At 66.6% G+C, this 19518-nt stretch carries 24 protein-coding genes; 21 read left to right on the top strand and 3 right to left on the bottom strand.

Going from position 1 to position 19518, the window contains the following annotated elements; translation table 11 throughout:
• The first annotated feature begins 29 nt into the window (after positions 1–29).
• From Q7I88_RS14580 to Q7I88_RS14540, 9 genes are all read left to right on the top strand, one after another.
• Positions 30–464 (top strand): VOC family protein, encoded by a 435-nt coding sequence (locus Q7I88_RS14580; RefSeq protein ID WP_305096635.1) that lies wholly within the window; start codon positions 30–32, stop codon positions 462–464.
• An 18-nt stretch (positions 465–482) separates the two neighbouring features.
• Positions 483–1154: a glutathione S-transferase family protein gene (locus Q7I88_RS14575; protein ID WP_305096634.1), complete on the top strand. Its 672-nt coding sequence runs from the start codon at positions 483–485 to the stop codon at positions 1152–1154.
• 16 nt (positions 1155–1170) lie between these two features.
• Positions 1171–1527, top strand: coding sequence for a DUF1428 domain-containing protein (locus Q7I88_RS14570; RefSeq protein WP_305096633.1), 357 nt, complete (start codon positions 1171–1173; stop codon positions 1525–1527).
• 3 nt (positions 1528–1530) lie between these two features.
• Positions 1531–2313, top strand: a complete 783-nt coding sequence (locus tag Q7I88_RS14565; protein WP_305096632.1) for a VOC family protein — start codon at positions 1531–1533, stop codon at positions 2311–2313.
• 10 nt (positions 2314–2323) lie between these two features.
• Complete coding sequence (locus Q7I88_RS14560; protein ID WP_305096631.1) at positions 2324–2806, top strand: VOC family protein; 483 nt, start codon at positions 2324–2326, stop codon at positions 2804–2806.
• A 3-nt stretch (positions 2807–2809) separates the two neighbouring features.
• Positions 2810–3484, top strand: a complete 675-nt coding sequence (locus Q7I88_RS14555; protein WP_305096630.1) for a dihydrofolate reductase family protein — start codon at positions 2810–2812, stop codon at positions 3482–3484.
• Positions 3484–4158 carry a glutathione S-transferase family protein gene (locus tag Q7I88_RS14550; RefSeq protein WP_369426067.1) on the top strand — a complete coding sequence of 225 codons (675 nt, stop codon included), beginning with the start codon at positions 3484–3486 and terminating at the stop codon, positions 4156–4158. The genes Q7I88_RS14555 and Q7I88_RS14550 overlap by 1 nt, the downstream gene beginning before the upstream one ends.
• A gap of 252 nt (positions 4159–4410) precedes the next feature.
• A complete protein-coding gene (locus Q7I88_RS14545) occupies positions 4411–5043 on the top strand; it encodes a glutathione S-transferase family protein (RefSeq protein WP_305096628.1) in 633 nt (210 codons plus the stop codon).
• An 82-nt stretch (positions 5044–5125) separates the two neighbouring features.
• Positions 5126–6064 (top strand): alpha/beta hydrolase, encoded by a 939-nt coding sequence (locus tag Q7I88_RS14540; RefSeq protein ID WP_305096627.1) that lies wholly within the window; start codon positions 5126–5128, stop codon positions 6062–6064.
• Between the two features lie 3 nt (positions 6065–6067).
• On the opposite strand, the gene Q7I88_RS14535 is transcribed toward Q7I88_RS14540, so the two are convergent.
• On the bottom strand, positions 6068–6664 hold the full coding sequence (locus tag Q7I88_RS14535) for a J domain-containing protein (RefSeq protein ID WP_305096626.1): 597 nt from the start codon (positions 6662–6664) through the stop codon (positions 6068–6070).
• Positions 6665–6706: 42 nt separating this feature from the next.
• Between Q7I88_RS14535 and Q7I88_RS14530 the strand changes: the two genes are divergently transcribed.
• The 5 genes from Q7I88_RS14530 (at position 6707) to Q7I88_RS14510 (ending at position 9697) form a co-directional block, all read left to right on the top strand.
• Positions 6707–6985 carry a BolA family protein gene (locus Q7I88_RS14530; protein ID WP_305096625.1) on the top strand — a complete coding sequence of 93 codons (279 nt, stop codon included), beginning with the start codon at positions 6707–6709 and terminating at the stop codon, positions 6983–6985.
• Positions 6982–7689, top strand: a complete 708-nt coding sequence (locus Q7I88_RS14525) for a glutathione S-transferase (RefSeq protein ID WP_305096624.1) — start codon at positions 6982–6984, stop codon at positions 7687–7689. Before Q7I88_RS14530 ends, Q7I88_RS14525 begins: the two co-directional genes overlap by 4 nt.
• Positions 7686–8570 (top strand): pirin family protein, encoded by an 885-nt coding sequence (locus tag Q7I88_RS14520; protein ID WP_305096623.1) that lies wholly within the window; start codon positions 7686–7688, stop codon positions 8568–8570. The genes Q7I88_RS14525 and Q7I88_RS14520 overlap by 4 nt, the downstream gene beginning before the upstream one ends.
• A complete protein-coding gene (locus tag Q7I88_RS14515) occupies positions 8570–9451 on the top strand; it encodes an alpha/beta fold hydrolase (protein WP_305096622.1) in 882 nt (293 codons plus the stop codon). The genes Q7I88_RS14520 and Q7I88_RS14515 overlap by 1 nt, the downstream gene beginning before the upstream one ends.
• A gap of 87 nt (positions 9452–9538) precedes the next feature.
• Positions 9539–9697: a hypothetical protein gene (locus Q7I88_RS14510; RefSeq protein WP_305096621.1), complete on the top strand. Its 159-nt coding sequence runs from the start codon at positions 9539–9541 to the stop codon at positions 9695–9697.
• Positions 9698–9703: 6 nt separating this feature from the next.
• Here Q7I88_RS14510 and Q7I88_RS14505 read toward each other — a convergent pair whose 3' ends face one another.
• Positions 9704–10768 (bottom strand): DUF2332 domain-containing protein, encoded by a 1065-nt coding sequence (locus tag Q7I88_RS14505; protein ID WP_305096620.1) that lies wholly within the window; start codon positions 10766–10768, stop codon positions 9704–9706.
• 42 nt (positions 10769–10810) lie between these two features.
• Here Q7I88_RS14505 and hisG point away from each other — a divergent pair, with 42 nt between their 5' ends.
• Genes hisG through nusB form a run of 3 tightly spaced genes read left to right on the top strand, consistent with a single transcriptional unit; the run spans position 10811 to position 13208 of the window.
• The gene (gene hisG, locus Q7I88_RS14500; protein WP_305096619.1) at positions 10811–11473 is read left to right on the top strand and encodes an ATP phosphoribosyltransferase; all 663 of its coding nucleotides are present in this window, start codon (positions 10811–10813) and stop codon (positions 11471–11473) included.
• Positions 11473–12765 (top strand): histidinol dehydrogenase, encoded by a 1293-nt coding sequence (gene hisD, locus Q7I88_RS14495; protein WP_305096618.1) that lies wholly within the window; start codon positions 11473–11475, stop codon positions 12763–12765. The genes hisG and hisD overlap by 1 nt, the downstream gene beginning before the upstream one ends.
• Positions 12762–13208: a transcription antitermination factor NusB gene (nusB, locus tag Q7I88_RS14490; RefSeq protein WP_305096617.1), complete on the top strand. Its 447-nt coding sequence runs from the start codon at positions 12762–12764 to the stop codon at positions 13206–13208. The genes hisD and nusB overlap by 4 nt, the downstream gene beginning before the upstream one ends.
• Positions 13209–13211: 3 nt before the next feature.
• On the opposite strand, the gene Q7I88_RS14485 is transcribed toward nusB, so the two are convergent.
• Positions 13212–14042, bottom strand: coding sequence for a S1/P1 nuclease (locus Q7I88_RS14485; protein WP_305096616.1), 831 nt, complete (start codon positions 14040–14042; stop codon positions 13212–13214).
• 57 nt (positions 14043–14099) lie between these two features.
• On the opposite strand from Q7I88_RS14485, the gene thiL reads away from it, so the two are divergent.
• From thiL to Q7I88_RS14465, 4 genes are all read left to right on the top strand, one after another.
• Positions 14100–14978: a thiamine-phosphate kinase gene (thiL, locus tag Q7I88_RS14480; protein WP_305096615.1), complete on the top strand. Its 879-nt coding sequence runs from the start codon at positions 14100–14102 to the stop codon at positions 14976–14978.
• Positions 14979–15131: 153 nt separating this feature from the next.
• Positions 15132–17294: a sodium-translocating pyrophosphatase gene (locus tag Q7I88_RS14475; protein ID WP_305096614.1), complete on the top strand. Its 2163-nt coding sequence runs from the start codon at positions 15132–15134 to the stop codon at positions 17292–17294.
• A 158-nt stretch (positions 17295–17452) separates the two neighbouring features.
• The gene (locus Q7I88_RS14470) at positions 17453–18616 is read left to right on the top strand and encodes a GNAT family N-acetyltransferase (RefSeq protein ID WP_305096613.1); all 1164 of its coding nucleotides are present in this window, start codon (positions 17453–17455) and stop codon (positions 18614–18616) included.
• Entirely contained in the window at positions 18613–19494 is an 882-nt protein-coding gene (locus Q7I88_RS14465; RefSeq protein ID WP_305096612.1) for a cupin domain-containing protein, read from the top strand. Before Q7I88_RS14470 ends, Q7I88_RS14465 begins: the two co-directional genes overlap by 4 nt.
• Positions 19495–19518 lie beyond the last annotated feature (24 nt).

Raw genomic sequence — 19518 nt, 5'->3', positions numbered from 1 at the left:
CCACCGAGTCGGTCGAAGGGGAGAAATTCATGTCGAAAATGATCTTCGTGAACCTGCCGGTCGCTGACCTGGCCAGGTCGCAGGCGTTCTACGAAGCGCTCGGCTTCACCAACAACCCGCAGTTCACCAACGAGAACGCCGCTGCGATGGCCTGGTCGGACACGATCGTCGTCATGCTGCTCTCGCATCCGTTCTGGAAGACGTTCACCAGCAAGACGATCCCGAATGCGAAGGAGAGCGCGCAGGTGCTGCTGTGCCTGAGCATGGACGGCCGCGAGGCGGTGGACGGCATCGTCGCCGAGGCAACTGCGGCCGGCGGCGCGGGCGATCCCACGCCGACGCAGGACATGGGCTTCATGTACGGCCGCAGCTTCGAGGATCCCGACGGCCACATCTGGGAAGTCATGTGGATGGATCCCAAGGCCGCCGCCGGCGAAATGCCGGTCGAACACGTCGAAATCTGATCGCAGGGAGAATTGCAGATGGCCAGCCAACCCACCCCCGTCGTTACCGCGTTCGACTGGGTGCCCGACTTCGCCAAGGGCCTCGTGCGCGACTTGCGCGTGCGCTGGGCGTTCGAGGAACTCGGCGCGCCCTATGCGGTCGAGAAGTTCGGCGCCGCCGCGCCGCGGCCCGAGGGCTACGTCCAGTGGCAGCCGTTCGAACAGGTCCCGGCCTTCCGCGACGGCGATCTCGAGCTGTTCGAGACCGGTGCGATCCTGCTCTACCTGGCGCAGAAGCACGATGCCCTGCTGCCGAAGGACGAACGGGTCCGGTGGCAAGCGATCGCCTGGGTCTTCGCCGGGCTCAACAGCGTCGAACCGGTCTTTCAGCGCTATTTCGCTTACGCCGTCTTCAACGCCGGCAAGGACTGGGCCGAGGGCGCCAAGGAGGCGGTGCTGCCGCTGCTCAGGCAGAAGCTCAAGCGCGTGTCCGACGCGCTGGGCGACAAGGACTGGCTCGCGGGCGAGTTCTCCATTGCCGACATCATGATGGTGACCGTGCTCAACAACCTGCGCGAGACCGACTTCGTCGCCGAGTTTCCCAACCTTGCCGCCTACCATGCGCGCGGCATGGCGCGGGACGCCTACCAGCGGGCGCTGGCCGCCCAGATCGACGATTTCACGGGCGCGCCGCCCGCCGCTGCCGCCTGACAAGGGGAGAGAGACCATGGTGATCCACGGCTACGTGATCCCGGTTCCGGAAGGAAAGAAGCAGGAATATCTCGAACTGGCGCAGTGGTACGACGCCTTGATGATCGAACACGGCGCGATCGAGGTGTTCGAAGGCTGGGAGCTCGAGGTGCCCGATGGCAAGGCGACCGACTTTCGCCGGGCCGTCGCCGCCGAGAAGGGCGAGAAGATCGTCTTCAGCTGGATTCTCTGGCCCGACCAGGCGACCGCCGATGCGGCGCACGAGGTGGTCCATGAGGACGAGCGTTTCACCTCGCTGACCAGCTTCCCGTTCGACGGCAAGCGGATGATCGTCGGCACCTGGTCCCCGATCGTCGCCCTCAGAAGGGACTGAGCCATGACCGGCATGCCCATCTGGTACGAACTGATGACGCCCGAACCGGCCGCCGTCGCCAATTTCTATGCCGCGGTCGGGGGGTGGACGATCCCGGCCGCGGGCAACGTTACGCCCGGCGGATCGGATTACCGGATGATATTCCGGCCCGACGGCGGCAATCTCGGCGGCCTGCTCAAGATGAGCCAGGACATGATCGACCACGGCGGCAAGCCGGGCTGGATCGCCTACTTCCACGTCGCCGACGTCGATGCAGCGGTCGCCGAGGTGAAGGCCGGTGGCGGCGCGGTGCACATGCCCGCGACCGACCTGCCGGTCGGGCGCATCGCCATGGTCTCCGATCCGCAAGGCGCGCCCTTCTACCTGATGGACCCGATCCCGCTGGAAGGCGACCCCGACGCAAAGAGCGATGTCTTCGACGTTTCCCGGCCGGGTCACGTGGCCTGGAACGAACTCAACACCGATGGCGCGCCCGGTCAGGAGGAATTCTACACTGCCCTCCTCGGCTGGAGCAATTGCGGCGAGATGCCGATGCCGGGCGACAACACCTACCGCTTCGTCGAGTGCGAAGGGGTGCGGATCGGCGCGATCGGCTCGATGAAACCCGCAGGCATGCCCTCGATGTGGCTGTTCTACCTGCGCGTCGCGGACATTGCCGCGGCCAGGGACGCGGTCGAGGCCAGCGGCGGCACGATCGTCCACGGCCCGCACGAGGTGCCCGGCGGCGACACGATCATGGTGGCGACCGATCCCGCCGGAGCGCGGATCGGTATCGTCGGCAAGTAGGAGAGAGGCCATGAGTCACAGGGCAGCCAATTGCATCTGGTTCGACAAGGAAGCCGAGGAAGCCGCGCGTTTCTACACCGCGACCTTCCCCGACAGCGAAATGGGCAAGGTCCACCGCGCGCCGGCCGATTTTCCTTCCGGCAAGGAAGGCGACGTGCTGATCGTCGAGTTCACCGTTTGCGGGATACCCTGCGTCGGCCTCAACGGCGGCCCGATCTTCCAGCCGGACGAAGCATTTTCGATCCAGGTCTATACCGATACGCAGGAAGAGACCGACCGGCTGTGGAACGCGGTGGTCGACAACGGCGGCAAGGAAAGCGCCTGCGGCTGGTGCAAGGACAAGTGGGGCATCAGCTGGCAGATCACCCCGCGGATACTGATCGACATGTACGACAACCCCGACAAGGAAGCGCAGAAGCGCGGCTTTGCCGCGATGCTTGAAATGCAGAAGATCGATATTGCCGCGATCGAAGCTGCTCTGGCGGGAGACTAGCCCATGCCCCGCAAGATCATCGGATCGGCCTTCATGACGCTCGACGGGGTCATCCAGGCCCCGGGCGGACCGAACGAGGACACCACCGGCGGCTTTGCCAACGGCGGCTGGGTCTTCCGCGTGTGGGACGAAGGCGTCGATGCCGCCATCGGCGACATCTTCGACCGCGACTACGACCTGCTGCTCGGCCGGCGGACCTACGACATCTTCGCGGCCCACTGGCCCTATGTCGAAGGCCCCGAAGCGCCGATGGGCGAAGCCTTCACAAGGGCCAACAAGTACGTCCTGACCCGCGGCGATCAGCCGCTCGAGTGGGCCAACAGCCACCGCATGGCCGGCGTCGAGGACGTCGCGAAGGTCAAGGCCGGCGAGGGGCCCGACATCATCATCCAGGGCTCGGGCACGATCTATCCCGCGCTGCTCGCGGCGGGGCTGCTCGACGAACTCACTTTGATGATCATGCCGATCACCGTCGGACCGGGAAAGGGCTTGTTCGGCCCGGGAACGCCCGCCGGGATGCTCGAACTGGTGCGCAGCACGGTCACCGACAAAGGCACGGTCATCGCCACCTACAAACCCGGCGGGGCGCTGCCGCCGGTGCAGGAAGGTGCGCCCGAGCAGAGCGGCAGCGCCCGCGAGCAGGAGCGCCAGCGACGCATGGCTGAGGGCACCTGGTGATGCTCGAACTCCATGGCCACCCTTTTTCGTCCTACACCTGGAAGGCGCTGATACCGCTCTATGCCAACGGCACGCCGTTCACCTTCGTCGGGATGGACAGCGACAAGCCGTTGCACCAGCAGTTCTGCGGCAAGGTCCATCCCGGCGGTCACATCCCGGTCCTGGTGGACGACGGCAAGGTCGTCGTCGAAGCGACGAGCATCGTCGAACACCTCGCCGTCCGACACCCCGGCGCGGCGCCGCTGATACCGGCCGATCCGGCCGAAGCCGTCGTCGCGCGGATGTTGGACCGGGTGTTCGACAACTACGTGATGGGCAACATGCAGCGGTTCGTTTCCACCTGGTTCGTCAGCCGCGACCGCCCCGAACAGGGCCTGCGCGAAACGCCGGACCCGGCCGAACAGGAAGCGGCGAGGACGCGGTTGCGCCAGGCCTACGATTGGCTGGAGGGCTGGCTCGAGGCCAACCGGCTGCCGCCGCACGTCAGCCTCGTGACCTGCGCCGCCGCGCCAAGCCTGTTCTATGCCGACTGGATCGAGCCGATCACCGCCGACCGGCCGCGGCTCGCGGCGTTGCGCGCCGAATTGCTGGCGCTGGAGCCGGTGGCGCGCTGCGTCGAGGAGGCGCGGCCTTACCGCGCCTTCTTTCCGCCCGGTGCGCCCGACCGCGACTGAAAAAATCGCTGTCCTACACGAAGCCGAGATGCTTGTTGGCACCGGTTTGCGAAGCGAGGCGAAGGCAGCGGCGGGCGTGATTGGGCAAAAGCCACACAGGGGCTCGGGAATTGGAGAGAAATCGCCATGAAAACCGTGGCGTATGGCGAAAGCCACAGTTTTCAAAACTCCGTTGCGCGGTCCACGTCATCACGTTGACCGCAGCGGTATGTTCCCGTAATGTTCTGCGAAGTGTTCTGGGGAGATTCGACGATGGCCGCCTTCACCTTCTTCTACAATCCGATGAGCCGGGCGCAGATCGCGCGCTGGGCGCTGCACGAGGTCGGGGCGGATTACGATCCGGTGCTCGTGCGCTGGGACGACAAGCCTGCCGCCTTTGTCGCCGCCAACCCCATGCAGAAGCTTCCGACCATCATCCACCACCTCGACGGAAAAGATCAGGTGGTGACGGAAGCGGCGGCTATCTGCCATTACCTTGCCTTGACCCATCGCGATGCGGGCCTGCTTCCGACGGGGCAGGAACAGGGCGACTATTTTCGCTGGCTGCTGTTCGCCGCCGGGCCGGTCGAACAGGCGGTGACCAGCAAGGCGATGGGCTGGAACCCGACCGACAGGCAGGAAATGACGGTCGGCTTCGGCAGCTTCGATCGCACGATCGACGCCCTCGATGGCTGGTTCGCCGACCACGATTACGTGTGCGGAAGCCGTTTCACCATGTCCGACGTCTATGTCGGCTCGGCGGTCGACTGGGGCCTGCAGTTCGGCACCATGCCCGAACGGACTGCGCTCAAGGCCTACGCCGAACGCTGCCGCGCCCGGCCCGCCTACCAGGAGGGCAAGCGCATCGACACGGCGGAAATGCAGACCCTGCAGGGAGAGGGCTGAGCTGGTTCGGCCGCGCACCCCGCGCAGCCGATTGACCCTGTCTCGCTGGCTCCGTAGCAACGCGCGCAAAGGGAGTGGGTGGATGTATGGCAGCGGTTTTCGCAAGCTCTTGTGCAGCCTTGCAGGTCTCGTACTGTCGCTTGCCGTTCCGGCAGCGGCGCAGGACAGCAAGATGATCGCCATCGAAACGCCTGCCATCGCCGGGGAAATCCCGCTCGGCACCGGAGGGGTCGATGGCTCGCAGGCCGGCGAATCCTGGTACCGGGAACCTGACGGCAACCGTTTCGCCCGCAATGTCGTCAGCGCCACGCTCACTCCCGTCCTGCCCGATCCGGCCAAGGCCAACGGGACCGCGGTGATCGTGGCCCCGGGCGGAGCCTTCATGCTGCTGTCGATGGACAACGAGGGATTCAAGGTCGCCCGCGCGCTCGCCGACCGCGGCATTGCCGCCTTCGTGCTCAAGTATCGCCTCAAGCCCACCGCTCCCTCGCTGGCCCAGTTCGAAAAGGACGTCGCCGCACGGATGAGCGACGTCGGATCGGCGGATTCGCGGCTCAGCCCGGACGAAGCGATCGCGGGGCTCGGCGACCAGATCGCCGATGCCAAGGCGGCCTATGCCCTCGTGCGTTCGCGCGCGGCGGAGTGGCATGTCGATCCCTCGCGCGTCGGCATGATCGGCTTTTCCGCCGGGGCCATGACGACGATGGTCACCACGCTCGCCGCTCCCGAGGTGAATCCGGCCTTCATCGGCCCGATCTACGGCTCGATGGAAGCCGTCAGCGTCCCCGCCGATGCGCCGCCGATGTTCGCGGTGATCGCCTCGGATGACCCGCTTTTCGGGCACAAGGGCTTCGGCCTGCTCGATGCGTGGCAGGCGGCCGGCAAGCCGGTTGAGTTCCACATGTACGAGCACGGCGGCCACGGGTTCGGGCTCGGCAGGCAAGGCACGACCAGCCCCGGCTGGTTCGACGCCTTCATGCTCTGGCTCGAGGTCCGGGGTTTCCTCGAGCCTTCTGCATAGGCGTCAGGCGAAGGCCGCCGCCCCGCGCAGCAACTGGTAGGCCTCGACGACACGCTGCAGGCTCGCCTCGTGGCTCCGGTCTCCGCCGTTGCGGTCCGGGTGGTAGCGCCGGACCAGCTCGGAATAGCGCCGACGCAGGCTGGTGCGGTCGGCCTGTGGGTCGAGGCCCATCACGCCGAGCGCCTCGCGTTCGCGCGGCGTGAAGCGGGCGAACTCGGCGTGCCCCTTCGCCCGCCCGCCGGCCCGCGCCTTCAAGTCGCGAGCCCGTGCGCCGATGGCGTCGAGCGGATCGTCGAAGTCGGCCCAGCGCGGCACGCCGTCGACTCCGGCATCGGCGCGGAAAGCCTTAGTCTCGGTGCGCCAGCCGGCCGCAGGCGACTGCGCGGCGTAGATCTCGTCGGCGCTCATGCCCTCGAACCAGTCGTAGCCGGCGTTGAACTCGCGCACATGGTCGAGACAGAACCAGCGCCAGTCGCCGGGTCCGTCGAAGCCGGCGCCGCGCGAACCGGGCGCGCGGAATTCGCCGGCCTCGTCGCATCCCGGCGCCTCGCATGACCTACCGCTATCTTCGAACCGCCCGTGGAACCTTTGGCTGCGCATCCGCTATAGGATGGGGAGACTCGCCCCAGAAAGGAACCCCCGTTGGCCGGACCGCTTGCACAAGAAATCGAAAACCTGCTGCGCGAAGCCTTCGCGCCTTCGCACCTTGCGGTGACCAACGACAGCGCCAGGCACCACGGCCACGCCGGTGACGACGGCAGCGGCGAATCGCACTTTTCGGTGGTGATCGAAAGCGAAGCGTTCGCCGGCAAGTCCCGGCTCGACCGCCAGCGCATGGTCAACCGCGCGCTCGGCGACATTCCCGGCCGGCGGGTGCACGCCCTGGCGATCCGCGCGCTCGCCCCGGGAGAGGCCGCGTGAGCATCGAGCTGTGGTACTGGCCCGAAATCCCCGGCCGCGGCGAGTTCGTGCGCCTGTTCATGGAAGGCGCCGAAATCGAATACGAAGACATGGCGCGCGAGCAGGGAGCCGACGCGCTGGTCGAACATATGCACGCGCTCGAAGGCATTCGCCCGTTCGCGCCGCCCTACATCGTTGATGGAGACCTGTGCATCGGCCAAGTGGCGCACGTTCTCGCCTACCTGACCGACAAGTACGGCCTCGGATCGGGCGAACTCGAAACCGACCTGCAGCTGATCCAGCTCCAGCTCGACATCACCGACTTCGTCGCCGAAGTGCATTCGGTCCACCACCCGATCGCGAGCAGCCTCTACTACGCCGACCAGATGGACGCCGCGTTCGAACGTGCGCAGGACTTCCGCGCCAACCGCATCCCCAAGTTCCTGATCCATTTCGACAACGCCCTGGCGGTGCACGGCGGCCCATACTCGCTCGGCCAGCAGTGGACCCATGTCGACACCAGCCTGTTCCAGGTCATGGAAGGGCTCGACTACATGTTTCCAAAGTACATGAGGAAGATGCAAGGCACGTGGGCCAACCTCGAAGGGCTGCAGGCCGCGGTACCGGAGATCGACGGCGTGGCGGATTACCTTGCCAGCGAGCGGCGGATGGATTTCAACGAGGACGGCATCTTCCGGCACTACGAGGAGCTCGACGAGCAATGAGCATCACCAAGGCCGTCACTCCGGTCAGCCACGATCTCGGCAGCTTCACGGTGCGGCGCGCGGTGCCGAGCGCCGAGTGCCGCATGGTCGGCCCGTTCGTGTTCGTCGATCAGTTCGGCCCGGCGCAGCTCGATCTCGGCTCGGGCATGGACGTGCGGCCGCACCCGCACATCTGCCTCGCCACAGTGACCTGGCTGTTCGAGGGCGCGATCGACCACCGCGACAGCCTCGGCACCTACTCGACGATCCATCCCGGCACGGTGAACTTGATGACCGCCGGCAAGGGCATCGTCCATTCCGAGCGCAGCCCACTGGATGAGCGCAAAGCCGGCCCAAGGCTCTACGGCATGCAGACCTGGCTCGCGCTGCCCGACGGCAGGGAAGAGATCGACCCGGCGTTCGAGGCGGTCGGCGATCTACCGCTGGTTTCCGATGGCGGAGTCGAAGCGCGGATTATCATGGGCGGCCTGTGGGGCGAGACGGCCAAGACTACCTGTTACGCCGAGACCATCTATGCCGAGATCGTGCTCGCCGAGGGTGGGAAGATTCCGATCGAAGCCGAAGCGGACGAACGCGCGGTCATGCTGGTTGGCGGCGAGGGCAGCCTCGATGGCCAGCCGCTCGAACTCTACACGCTCTATGTGCTCAAACCCGGCGAGGCGATGACGCTGCGTTCTGATAAGGGCGGGCGCGCCATGCTGCTCGGCGGCGAGGCTTTCCCCGAGCGGCGACATGTGTGGTGGAACTTCGTCGCTTCCAGCCGCGAGCGGATCGAGCAGGCCAAGGCCGATTGGCGCGACGGCCGCTTCGGCAAGGTCCCGGGAGACGAGGCCGAGTTCATTCCGCTGCCCGAAAAGCCTCTGACTGTCAGCTATCCCTGATGGAGCGCGTCGAGCTTGCCTCGGGCGTGGCGCTCGCGGTCGAGGACACCGGCCCGCGCGGTGCGCCGGTGCTCCTGTTCCTCCACGGCTTCCCCGAAAACCACCGCACATGGCGACATCAGGTCGCGCATTTTTCGGATCGCTTCCGTTGCATTGCGCCCGACCAGCGCGGCTTCGGCGGTTCTGACCAACCGCAGGAGGTCGGCGAATACACGGCCGACAAGCTGGTCGGTGATGTGTTCCAGTTGGCCGATGCGCTGGGGATCGGCAAGTTCACTGTGGTCGGTCACGATTGGGGCGGGGCGATCGCCTGGATCGTCGCCGCGCTGGGGCAGGGCACCCGCGTCGAGCGCGCAGTGATTGCCAATGCGCCGCATGCCGAGGTCTTCCAGAAGCTGCTCTGGCTCGATCCCGTCCAGCGCAAGGCGAGCCAGTACATGCGCGTCTTCCGCGACCCGGGCAACGATCCCTTGGTGCGCGAGTACGGACTCGCTCCCGTGCTAACGAAAGCGCTCGACTGGAAGCGGCCCACGCCCTGGCCCGACGCGGAGCGCGCCGCGCTGATCGCCGAATGGGCCGACCCGGCGCGCGCTTTCGCCATGCTCAATTGGTACCGCGCCAGCCAGATCGTCGTGCCGCCGCTCGATGCGCCCTACGCGCTGCCGGCGGATTTCGCCGTGCCATCGCTGCCGCGTATCACTATTCCGACGTTGGTAATCTGGGCGATGGAGGACGAGGCATTGCCGCCGTCTAACCTAGCCGGACTGAACGAGCAGGTGTCGGACCTGACGGTCGCCGAGATTCCTGGGTCCGGGCATTTTGTTCCGTGGGAAGCACCCGATGCGGTCAACGCGGCCATGGAAGCGTTTCTTCGGCCATAAGCAGGTGGTCCGAACGCCCTTGCTGCAATGCGGCATCGTATGGTAAATCGACGTTAACGATTGAGGCCGAAATGTGAGAGACGGCTCATGACGCGTTACGAAATTGCGGCGATGCTCCTCGTCATGCTGGTTTTCGCGGTCGTTGCCGTTGCCGTAATGACGGTCCGGTACGCCCGTTACCAGCGCCGCATCGCACGCGGAATGCGCAGGGCCAAGCCGGTCCCCAAACCGTTCTGGATCAAATAGTTCGGCTCAGCCGCCGAGCCATTCGACCCACGCACCGTGCGGATGGGCCGAAGTCAGATGAACGGCCTCTTCGCCGCCCGGCCAGTACCTGACGCGCAATTCGTGCGCGAAGGTTGCACGGTTGGTTTCGAGCGAGAGCCACGCGAGCGGCCGATTCGAATCGGCCTCGGCACCCGCCGTCTCCATCATCTCGCTGATCGCCTGCTTCGATGTATCGGGCAGGTACTGCCACATCACGGTATGGAACAGCACACGGGTGACGCCGTCTTGCTGCGGCCGGGCGAGCATCTCGCGCACGAAGTCCGCTGCATCCTGCCGCACGAGGTCGGGCGCGGCCTGCCGGGCCATGGCGATCGCGGTGTCGAGCCGCGTCATGCGCTCGGTGGCATCGGCCCAGACGTAGGCTTTGAGGCGCAGCGCCTGGTCGGGGTCGGTGAGGTCGATCGGAGTCAGGTCGCAGCCTCGGACATCGACGATCTCGACCGGGTTCTGCGGCGGCGGTGGCCCGCGCCATTCAGGCGCGATCTTCATCCGCGAGAGGCCCGGCCCGGCCGTGGTCCCGCCGAGATCGTAGCGATAGCGGCCCATCATCGTGTTTACGCCCGCACTGGCGCCGATCTCGTTGAGTTCGAACTTTGGCCCTAGCTTGCCCGAAAGCCACAACAGACCGGCCATGACGCTGGCCGAACGGCCGGCTTCGTTGGTCTGCGGCGGGCCGTCGAGCCACGGCATCAGCCGGGCATCGAACCTGTCCGCAATGTCGGCAACGATGGCATCGATCGCCTTCTGATCGGTCAGCAAGCCGGCATAGACGGGTTCGAGCCGCCGGTCCTCGCCGGTCAGGAACAGCCAATGCAGGCCGGCCGCAACGCGCAGAGGCATGGCGTCGGCGAGCGACAGTCCCTGCCAGTTGGCCATGCGCCGCGCTGTGGCGGTTTCGGTGTCGAGGATTGCCAGCTCGGCACGGATCACGCGGCCGGCGCAGGGTGCCCCCGCCTTTTCGCAGTGCGTCGCCTGCCAATCGATCGCCTCACGCACATCGGCAATTTCCATAACCGGCTTGTCGGCCATTGGCGTTGCCCTTTCCCGTGCCGCTCTCTATCTGCGCCCTCGATGGCCGAACCGCTGACCTTCGCCGTGCCCAAGGGGCGCATTCTCGACGAGGCGCTGCCCGTGATGGCGCGCGCCGGCCTCGTGCCGGAAAGTGCGTTCCACGACAAGGGGAACCGCGCTCTATCCTTCGCTTGCGAGGGCGGCGGCGCAAGACTCATCCGGGTGCGTGCCTTCGATGTCGCCACCTTCGTGGCCTTCGGTGCGGCGCAGGCGGGAATCGTCGGTTCCGACGTGATCGAGGAATTCGAGTTTTCCGAGCTCTATGCGCCGGTCGATCTCGATATCGGACACTGCCGACTGGCGCTTGCCGCGCCCAAGGATGCCGCCCGCTACGCGCCGGGCAACGCCAGCCACATCCGCGTGGCAACGAAGTATCCCAACCTGACCAAGCGCTGGTTCGAAACCAAGGGCGTGCAGGCGGAATGCATCAAGCTCAACGGCGCGATGGAACTGGCGCCGGGGCTCGGGCTGGCCGGGCAGATCGTCGATCTCGTCTCGACCGGGCGCACGCTGAAGGACAACGGGCTGGTAGAGATGGAGACGATCATGGACATCTCGGCTCGCCTGATCGTCAACCGCGCTGCGCTCAAGACCGATCCCCGGGTCGCGGCGCTGGTGGAAACGTTCCGCACCCAGGCGCAGGCCGGGGCCGAGGCGGCTTGATGCTCCGTCTCAATACCGCCGATGCCGAGTTTGCGAAGAAGTTCGAGCGGCTGGTCGAGGACCGGCGCGAGAGCGGCGAGAACGTCGAGCGAACCGTCGCGGAAATCCTCGACAAGGTCCGCAGCCGCGGCGACGAGGCGCTCAAGGAACTGTCGGCGCGCTACGACAACTATTTCCTGACCGACGAGGACGCGACCTGGCGCATTGCCCCGGAGGAGTGCGAAGCGGCGTTCAAGGCGCTCGACGGCAAGCTGCGCGATGCGCTCGAGCTCGCTGCCGCGCGGATCCGCGCTTATCACGAAGTGCAGCTTCCCGCAGGCCGCGACTACACCGACGATGTCGGCGTGCGGCTCGGCGCCAAGTGGCGGCCGGTCGACGCTGCGGGGCTCTATGTGCCGGGGGGGCGCGCCGCCTATCCTTCCTCGCTACTGATGAACGCCATCCCGGCAAAGGTCGCCGGGGTCGAACGGCTCGTCGTCGCGACGCCGACCCCGAGGGGCGAGATCAATCCGCTGGTCCTGGCTGCCGCGCATCTCGCCGGGATCGAGGAAATCTGGCGTGTCGGCGGCGCCCAAGCGGTGGCGGCGCTGGCTTACGGCACCGACCGCATACCGCCCGTCGACGTCATCACCGGTCCCGGAAACGCCTACGTCGCCGAAGCCAAGCGCCAGCTCTACGGCCGCGTCGGGATCGACATGGTCGCGGGGCCGAGCGAGATCCTGGTTATCGCCGACGGCAGGAACGATGCCGACTGGATCGCCGCCGACCTGCTTAGCCAGGCCGAGCACGATCCCTCGAGCCAGTCGATCCTGATCACCGACGACGCCGAGTTCGCCGAACAGGTCGAGGACCGGATCGACGTGCAGTGCGCCATGCTTTCGACGAACCGTATCGCCCGGTCGAGCTGGGACGAGTACGGCGTCATGATCGTGGTCGGCGACATGGCCGAAGCTCCTGCGCTGGCCAACCGTCTCGCCGCCGAGCACGTCGAGCTTGCGATCGAGGACCCCGAAGCCATGTTTGCCGAGCTGCGCCATGCCGGCAGCGTGTTCTTCGGCCGGCTTACGCCAGAAGCGGTTGGCGATTATGTCGCAGGTCCGAACCACGTCCTGCCCACCGGACGCCGCGCGCGGTTCGCCAGCGGGCTCTCGGTGCTCGATTTCATGAAGCGCACCAGTTTCATCCAGATGGGCGAGGCCGGCCTCGCAGCGATCGGCCCGGCGGCAATCGCCCTGGCCGAGGCCGAAGGGCTACCGGCGCACGCCAATTCGGTCAAGTTGAGGCTCGCATGAGCGGTCGCGCGCAGTCCCGTTCCGCCGCCCGCCTTGCTGCGGTGCAGGCGTTGTACCAGCAGCGCATGGAAGGCACGGCTCCGGCCAGGCTGCTCAACGAGTTCCACCAACACCGCCTCGGCCGCGCAATCGACGGGGACCAATATGCCGAGGCCGACGTCGATTTCTTCGACGATCTGGTCAGCGGCACGCTGGCCCGCAGCGACGAGATTGATGCACTGCTGGAAGAACGGCTGGCCGAGGGCTGGAGCCTCGCCCGGCTCGACCGCACGCTGCTGCAGATCCTGCGCGCCGGGTCCTACGAGTTGCTGGCCCGTGCCGACGTTCCTGTCGGAACGGCGATCAGCGAATACGTCGACGTTGCCCATGCATTCTTCGACGAGCGCGAGGCGAAGTTCGTCAACGGCGTCCTCGACAAGGTGGCAAAGGCCGTTCGCACCTAGCCGTCACGCGCCGCCGAACACCCAGTCGAGATAGGCTGCGGTACGGATACCGGCCTGCTGCATCCGCAGCTCCAGCGTCGGGGTCCAGTCGTAGACGTAGTGGTATTCGAGCTTGAACGGCGCCTCGACCGTTCCGTTGCCGTACTCGGCGCTCGGTGCAGGGTAGAGCCTGTTGCGAACGGCTATGCTTTCCGCCAGCCAGTCGGCCGGCTTCGGGTCCCACCACGACACCACCTGCTCGGGCGTCATCCGCCCCTCTAGTCTGTCGGCGTATTCGCTGAAGCTGAGACCCTGCTTCTCGATCATCCCGACGTCCCACACCCAGTGCAGGTTCTGCGGGACGGGGTTGTCGAACCACAGCACCTTGATGTCGTTGCCGCCGCGGTCGCCGTCCTTGCCGACGTGCAGCGGCTGATGGAGGTCGGCGACGATGTGGACCACGAAGCGCAGCGCCAGCGCGCGCTCGGCGGGCGGAGTCGCCGGATCGCGCAGCTCGCGCGTGAACTTGTCGAGCGCGGTGATCGCATCGCCTTCGGGCGGATGGACGAGATCCGCGGCGCCATCTTCGGGATGTTGCAGCGTAACGAAATGCCAGGGGTAGGCCGTCTTGCGCAGGAACTCGTCAGGACTCGAACGTTGTTCGTCGGGCCATGTGGCGCTTTCCGGCAAGCCCTCGGTGCCGAGAATCTGCTCGATCCGAGCCCGCGTCTGGCCGCTGACGTTGTCCTGCGCTATCTGGGCGGCGATGCGATGACCGGTCGGCCCCCAGGCGGCGGCGGGCGCTGTGGTCAGAGCAAGGCCGGACACGGCAAGAAGGGCGGCAAGACGTTTCATGCAGGCGAATCCCGGTGCGGTTGATCTGGCGTTTTCGCTAAGCGGTATGACCGCGCGATGAAAGGGGAAGCCGGTTTCGTCGCAGCCTTGCGCCGCCTCGCCACCGATCCCGCGGCGCGAGGGCTTGCCGACGATTGCGCGGTGATCGAACTGGGCGGGGAAGCGCTGGTTCTGACCCACGATATGCTGGTCGAAGGAGTCCACGTCTTTGCCGATGCGGACCCCGCCGACATTGCGTGGAAGCTCGTCGCAGTGAACCTCTCGGACCTTGCCGCCAAGGGCGCGCGCCCGCTCGGCGTTCTGCTCGGTCACATGCTCGGCAATGGCGACGAGCGCTTCCTGAACGGCCTTCACGAGGTCCTCACGCACTACGGCGTCCCGCTGCTGGGCGGAGACACGGTCGCCGGCGAGGGGCGGCGTGCCTGGGGCCTGACGGCAGTGGGGCAAGCAACGCACCGCCCCGTCCCATCGCGCGCCGGGGCGCAGCGGGGGGACGGGGTGTGGCTGACCGGCGAGATCGGCGCCGCCATGCTCGGCTTCGAGGCGCTGCGCGACAGGACCGGGGCCGACAGCACGGCCTACCGCCGGCCGATGGCGCGGCTCGCCGAGGGAGAGGCTCTGGCGCCGCTGGTCACGGCCATGATGGATGTCTCCGACGGTCTGCTGCTCGATGCTGCGCGTATCGCCGAGGCCAGCGGTGTAACGGTCTCGCTCGACAGCGCGGCGATCCCACTCGCGCCTTCCCGCGACCGGTTTGGCGACGCGGTCCGCTGGGGCGACGATTACGAATTGTTGTTTACCCTCCCGGCCAAGGTTCAACCACCCGTCGGCGCATCGCGCATCGGCCGGATCATGGAAGCGGGACCCTCGGGGTTGCTGCTCGACGGGCGGGAACCCGATGGCGAACTCGGCTGGCTTCACGGCACCGAGGGTTAGCTCACGGAGCGCGCACCGGTCGGGCCCGCGGGCCGCCACCGGAAATCTCCAGATTGGGACTTGCGCGGCGCACGGGCGGCCTATAGCCAACCGCATCGCCCGCGTCCGAGCGGCGCAGGGCGGCCTTGGGAGAATAAGGGGGAAGGCCACCACATGGACCTCACAGTCATTGCTATTATCCTCGGCTTGCTGGCAGTCGTTTACGGCTTCGTCACCAGCCGCCAGGTTCTCGGCGCCAGCGCCGGTTCCGAAAAGATGCAGGAAATCGCCGCCGCCATCCAGGAAGGCGCGCAGGCCTATCTCAAGCGTCAGTACACCACCATCGGCGTTGTCGGCATTGTCGTGGCCGTTCTGGTTGCGCTTTTCCTCGGCCCGATCAGCGCATCGGGCTTCGTGCTCGGCGCGATCCTGTCGGGGGTCGCAGGCTTTATCGGCATGAACATCTCCGTGCGCTCGAACGTTCGCACGGCGCAGGCGGCTTCACAGGGTCTGCAGCAGGGCCTGACACTGGCGTTCCGCGCCGGGGCCATCACCGGCATGCTGGTGGCCGGCCTCGCGCTGCTCGCGATCTCGGTGTTCTTCTGGTACCTGACCGGCCCCGCCGGCTATGCGGCCAACGACCGCACAGTGGTCGAGGCGCTCACCGCGCTGGCCTTCGGTGCCTCGCTGATCTCGATCTTCGCGCGTCTCGGCGGCGGTATCTTCACCAAGGCGGCCGACGTGGGCGCCGACCTGGTCGGCAAGGTCGAAGCCGGAATTCCCGAAGACGATCCCCGCAACCCCGCCGTGATCGCCGACAACGTCGGTGACAACGTCGGCGACTGCGCCGGCATGGCCGCCGACCTTTTCGAGACCTACGTCGTCACCGTCGGTGCGACGATGGTCCTCACCGCGCTACTCCTCAAGGGCCTCGGCGATCTGTTGATGCCGATGATGAGCCTGCCGCTGCTGATCGGCGGTGCCTGCATCGTCACCTCGATCATCGGTACTTATGCCGTTCGCCTCGGCGGCGGCACCAACGTGATGGGCGCGATGTACAAGGGCTTCCTGCTCACCGCCGTCCTTTCGGTTCCGCTGATCTGGTTCGTCATTGCCTATGCACTGGGCGACATGAACGCGGTCATCGGCGGCACGCCCGTCGGTGCGTCCGTTGCGGGCCCCGCCGCTGGCGGTGTCGCAGTCGCGGCCGAGGCAGCGGTCGTCGGTGGGTTCACCGGCATGGACCTGTTCTGGTGTTCCTTCCTCGGCCTGGTCATCACCGGGCTGATCATCTGGATCACCGAATACTACACCGGCACCGGGTTCCGCCCGGTCCGCTCGATCGCCAAGGCGTCCGAGACGGGTCACGGCACCAACGTCATCCAGGGCCTGGCGATCTCGCTCGAATCGACCGCGCTGCCCACGCTGGTGATCGTTGCCGGCATCATCATCGCCTACCAGTTGGCGGGTCTGATCGGCATTGCCTACGCGGCGACCGCGATGCTGGCGCTGGCCGGCATGGTCGTGGCGCTGGACGCCTATGGCCCGGTCACCGACAACGCCGGCGGCATCGCCGAAATGGCCGGTCTCGACGACAGCGTGCGCGAGAAGACCGACCTGCTCGACGCCGTGGGCAATACCACCAAGGCGGTTACCAAGGGGTATGCGATCGGATCGGCCGGCCTTGCCGCGCTGGTGCTGTTCGCCGCCTACACCACCGACCTTCGCGAGTTCTTCCCGACGCTGACGGTCAACTTCAGCCTCGAGAACCCCTACGTCATCGTCGGTCTGCTGCTCGGTGCGCTCCTGCCCTACCTGTTCGGATCGATGGGCATGACCGCTGTCGGCCGTGCCGCGGGCGACGTCGTCAAGGACGTGCGCGACCAGTTCGCCTCCGATCCGGGCATTATGGCCGGCACCAGCCGTCCGAACTATGCCCGCACGGTGGATCTCGTCACCAAGGCGGCGATCAAGGAAATGATCGTCCCTTCGATGCTGCCGGTGCTGGCGCCGATCGTGGTCTACTTCGTGATCACTGCCATCGCGGGGCAGGAGAACGGCTTTGCCGCGCTCGGGGCGCTGCTGCTCGGCGTGATCGTCGGCGGCCTGTTCGTCGCGCTGTCGATGACCGCCGGCGGCGGCGCGTGGGACAACGCGAAGAAGTACATCGAGGACGGGCACCACGGCGGCAAGGGCTCGGAAGCCCACAAGGCCGCGGTGACCGGCGACACGGTGGGCGACCCCTACAAGGATACCGCCGGTCCGGCGGTCAATCCGATGATCAAGATCACCAACATCGTTGCGCTTCTGCTGCTCGCGGCTCTCGCCGCAGGCTGACCCGGAACGGCACAGATTGGTCGAAAGGCCCCGCCCAGAGCAATCCGGGCGGGGTTTTTCATGGTCCGGGCGGAGTTCGTTAATCCTTCCTTGGTCTTGCAATCGTATCGCCGGGGCGACGGCACGCCCGGCCGCCTCTACGAAGGTTAACGCCAAGCATGGCCACCAGGCCCGCCAGCGCCGAACCCCTTGCGCGCCCGCCGGAGGCGCGCGCCGACACCTGGCGCATGGTGGATCGCGAATGGGAGGAATTCGGCGGAGCAGAGCAGCAGAGCCGCTGGGATGCGTTGGCGGAGCGGGCAGCCGAGCCCAATCCCTTCTTCGAAAGCTGGTATCTGCTGCCGTCGCTGCGGATGTTCGATCCTCGCCGCCGGGTCAGGTTGCTGTGCCTCGAAAGCGAAGGCCAACTCGCCGCGGTGATGCCGCTGCGCCGCGATCTCGCCTATTACCAGTACCCCTTTCCGCAATGGTCGACCTGGATCCACAGCAATTGCTTCCTCGGATCGCCGCTCGTGGCGCGCGGTTTCGAAACCGCGTTCTGGCGCGAGCTGTTCGATTGGCTGGACGGCAACGCCGGTCCCGCGCTGTTTCTTCATCTGACCCACGTGCCGCTGCAGGGCGCGCTATGGGATGCGCTCAAAGCGGTCTGTTCTAAAGACGGTCGCGAAGCTTGGCTGGTCAAGCGCGAGGAGCGCGCCATGCTTGCTTCCGAGCTTGCGCCTGCAGACTATTTCGAAGCGGCGTTGGGCGCAAAAAAGCGCAAGGAACTGCGCCGCCAGCGCCGCCGGCTGGAAGAAGAAGGCCGCTTCGAAGTGTGCCGCAGCATCGACAGCGAAGGCCTGGAGACCTGGATCGACGAATTTCTGGCGCTTGAACGCTCGGGCTGGAAAGGGGCCGAAGGTTCGGCACTGGCCAGTTCCCCGGGCACCGAAGCGCTGTTTCGCCACGCGATCGACGGAGCCGCGGCGCGCGGAAAGCTTGAACGGCTCGGGCTGAGAATCGACGGCGAACCCGTGGCGATGCTCGCCAGTTTTCTCACCCCGCCGGGCGCCTTCTCGTACAAGACCGCGTTCGACGAACGCTATTCCCGCTATTCGCCCGGCGTGCTGCTGCAGCGCGAGAACCTGGCGGTGCTCGAACGGCCCGGGATCGAATGGACCGACAGTTGTGCCGCGGCGGATCACCCGATGATCGACCACTTGTGGACCGAGCGGCGCCCGATAGGACGGGTCAACATCGCTCTCGGTGGGCCGAAGCGCCGGACCCTTTTCCGCGCTCTGGCCCGGCGCGAGACCGGGCGGACGGCAGGAGACCTCGAATGACTGCTATCGACACGACCTTTTCCGGCGAGGCGTTCGCCTGCCGGGCGTTCCCTGCGGCCTCGCGCGAAATGTTTGCCCGGAACTACCCGGAAGTTCCGCATGTGCTGCGCCACGAGTTGCGCGAGCACCCCTTGCTGGCACTCGACGCGCTCGCGGCGCTGGGCGAGGCGCTGCCCGAGACGTCAGTCGAATACAACAAGGGCGACCTGCCAATCGGCGTCGATGGCAAACCCGGTTCGAACGGCATGACCATCGGCGAAACGATCCGCCACATTGCCACCAGCGGCAGCTGGTGCGTGCTCAAGAACATCGAACAAGACCCGGCCTATGCCGCGCTGCTCGCCGGGCTCCTGGGCGAGATCGAGGGCGAGATTACAGCCAAGACGGGCCGGATGCTCAAGACGCAGGGCTTCATCTTCGTCTCCAGTCCGGATGCGGTGACGCCCTATCACTTCGACCCCGAGCACAATATTCTGCTGCAGTTGGTCGGCTCCAAGGTGATGACGGTGTTTCCGGCGAACGACGCGCGCTTCGCGCCCGACCATGTTCATGAAGGCTATCACACCGGCGGCGCACGCGAACTGAAGTGGGACGACGGCCTGCTCGCGGGCGGCACTCCGTTCGCGCTCGATCCCGGCGATGCGATCTTCGTGCCGGTCATGGCGCCCCACTTCGTCAAGAACGGCCCCGCGGTCTCGATCTCGCTGTCGATCACCTGGCGCTCGACCTGGAGCTTCGCCGAGGCCGATGCCTGGGCCATGAACAAGTGGTTGCGCGCGCGGGGTCTCGATCCACGCCGACCCGGCCGTTGGCCGCGGCGCAACGCGGCCAAGGCCTACGCCTGGCGCGCGCTGCGCCGTCTTGGCGCGAAGGACTAGTTGACCGCCGCCGCAGCGGCTTCC

It is taken from the genome of Croceibacterium aestuarii (genome assembly GCF_030657335.1).
Taxonomy (GTDB): Bacteria; Pseudomonadota; Alphaproteobacteria; order Sphingomonadales; family Sphingomonadaceae; genus Croceibacterium_B; species Croceibacterium_B aestuarii.
Note: the sequence above shows the minus strand (reverse complement) of the source record. Positions and strands in the feature narration are given on the sequence as shown.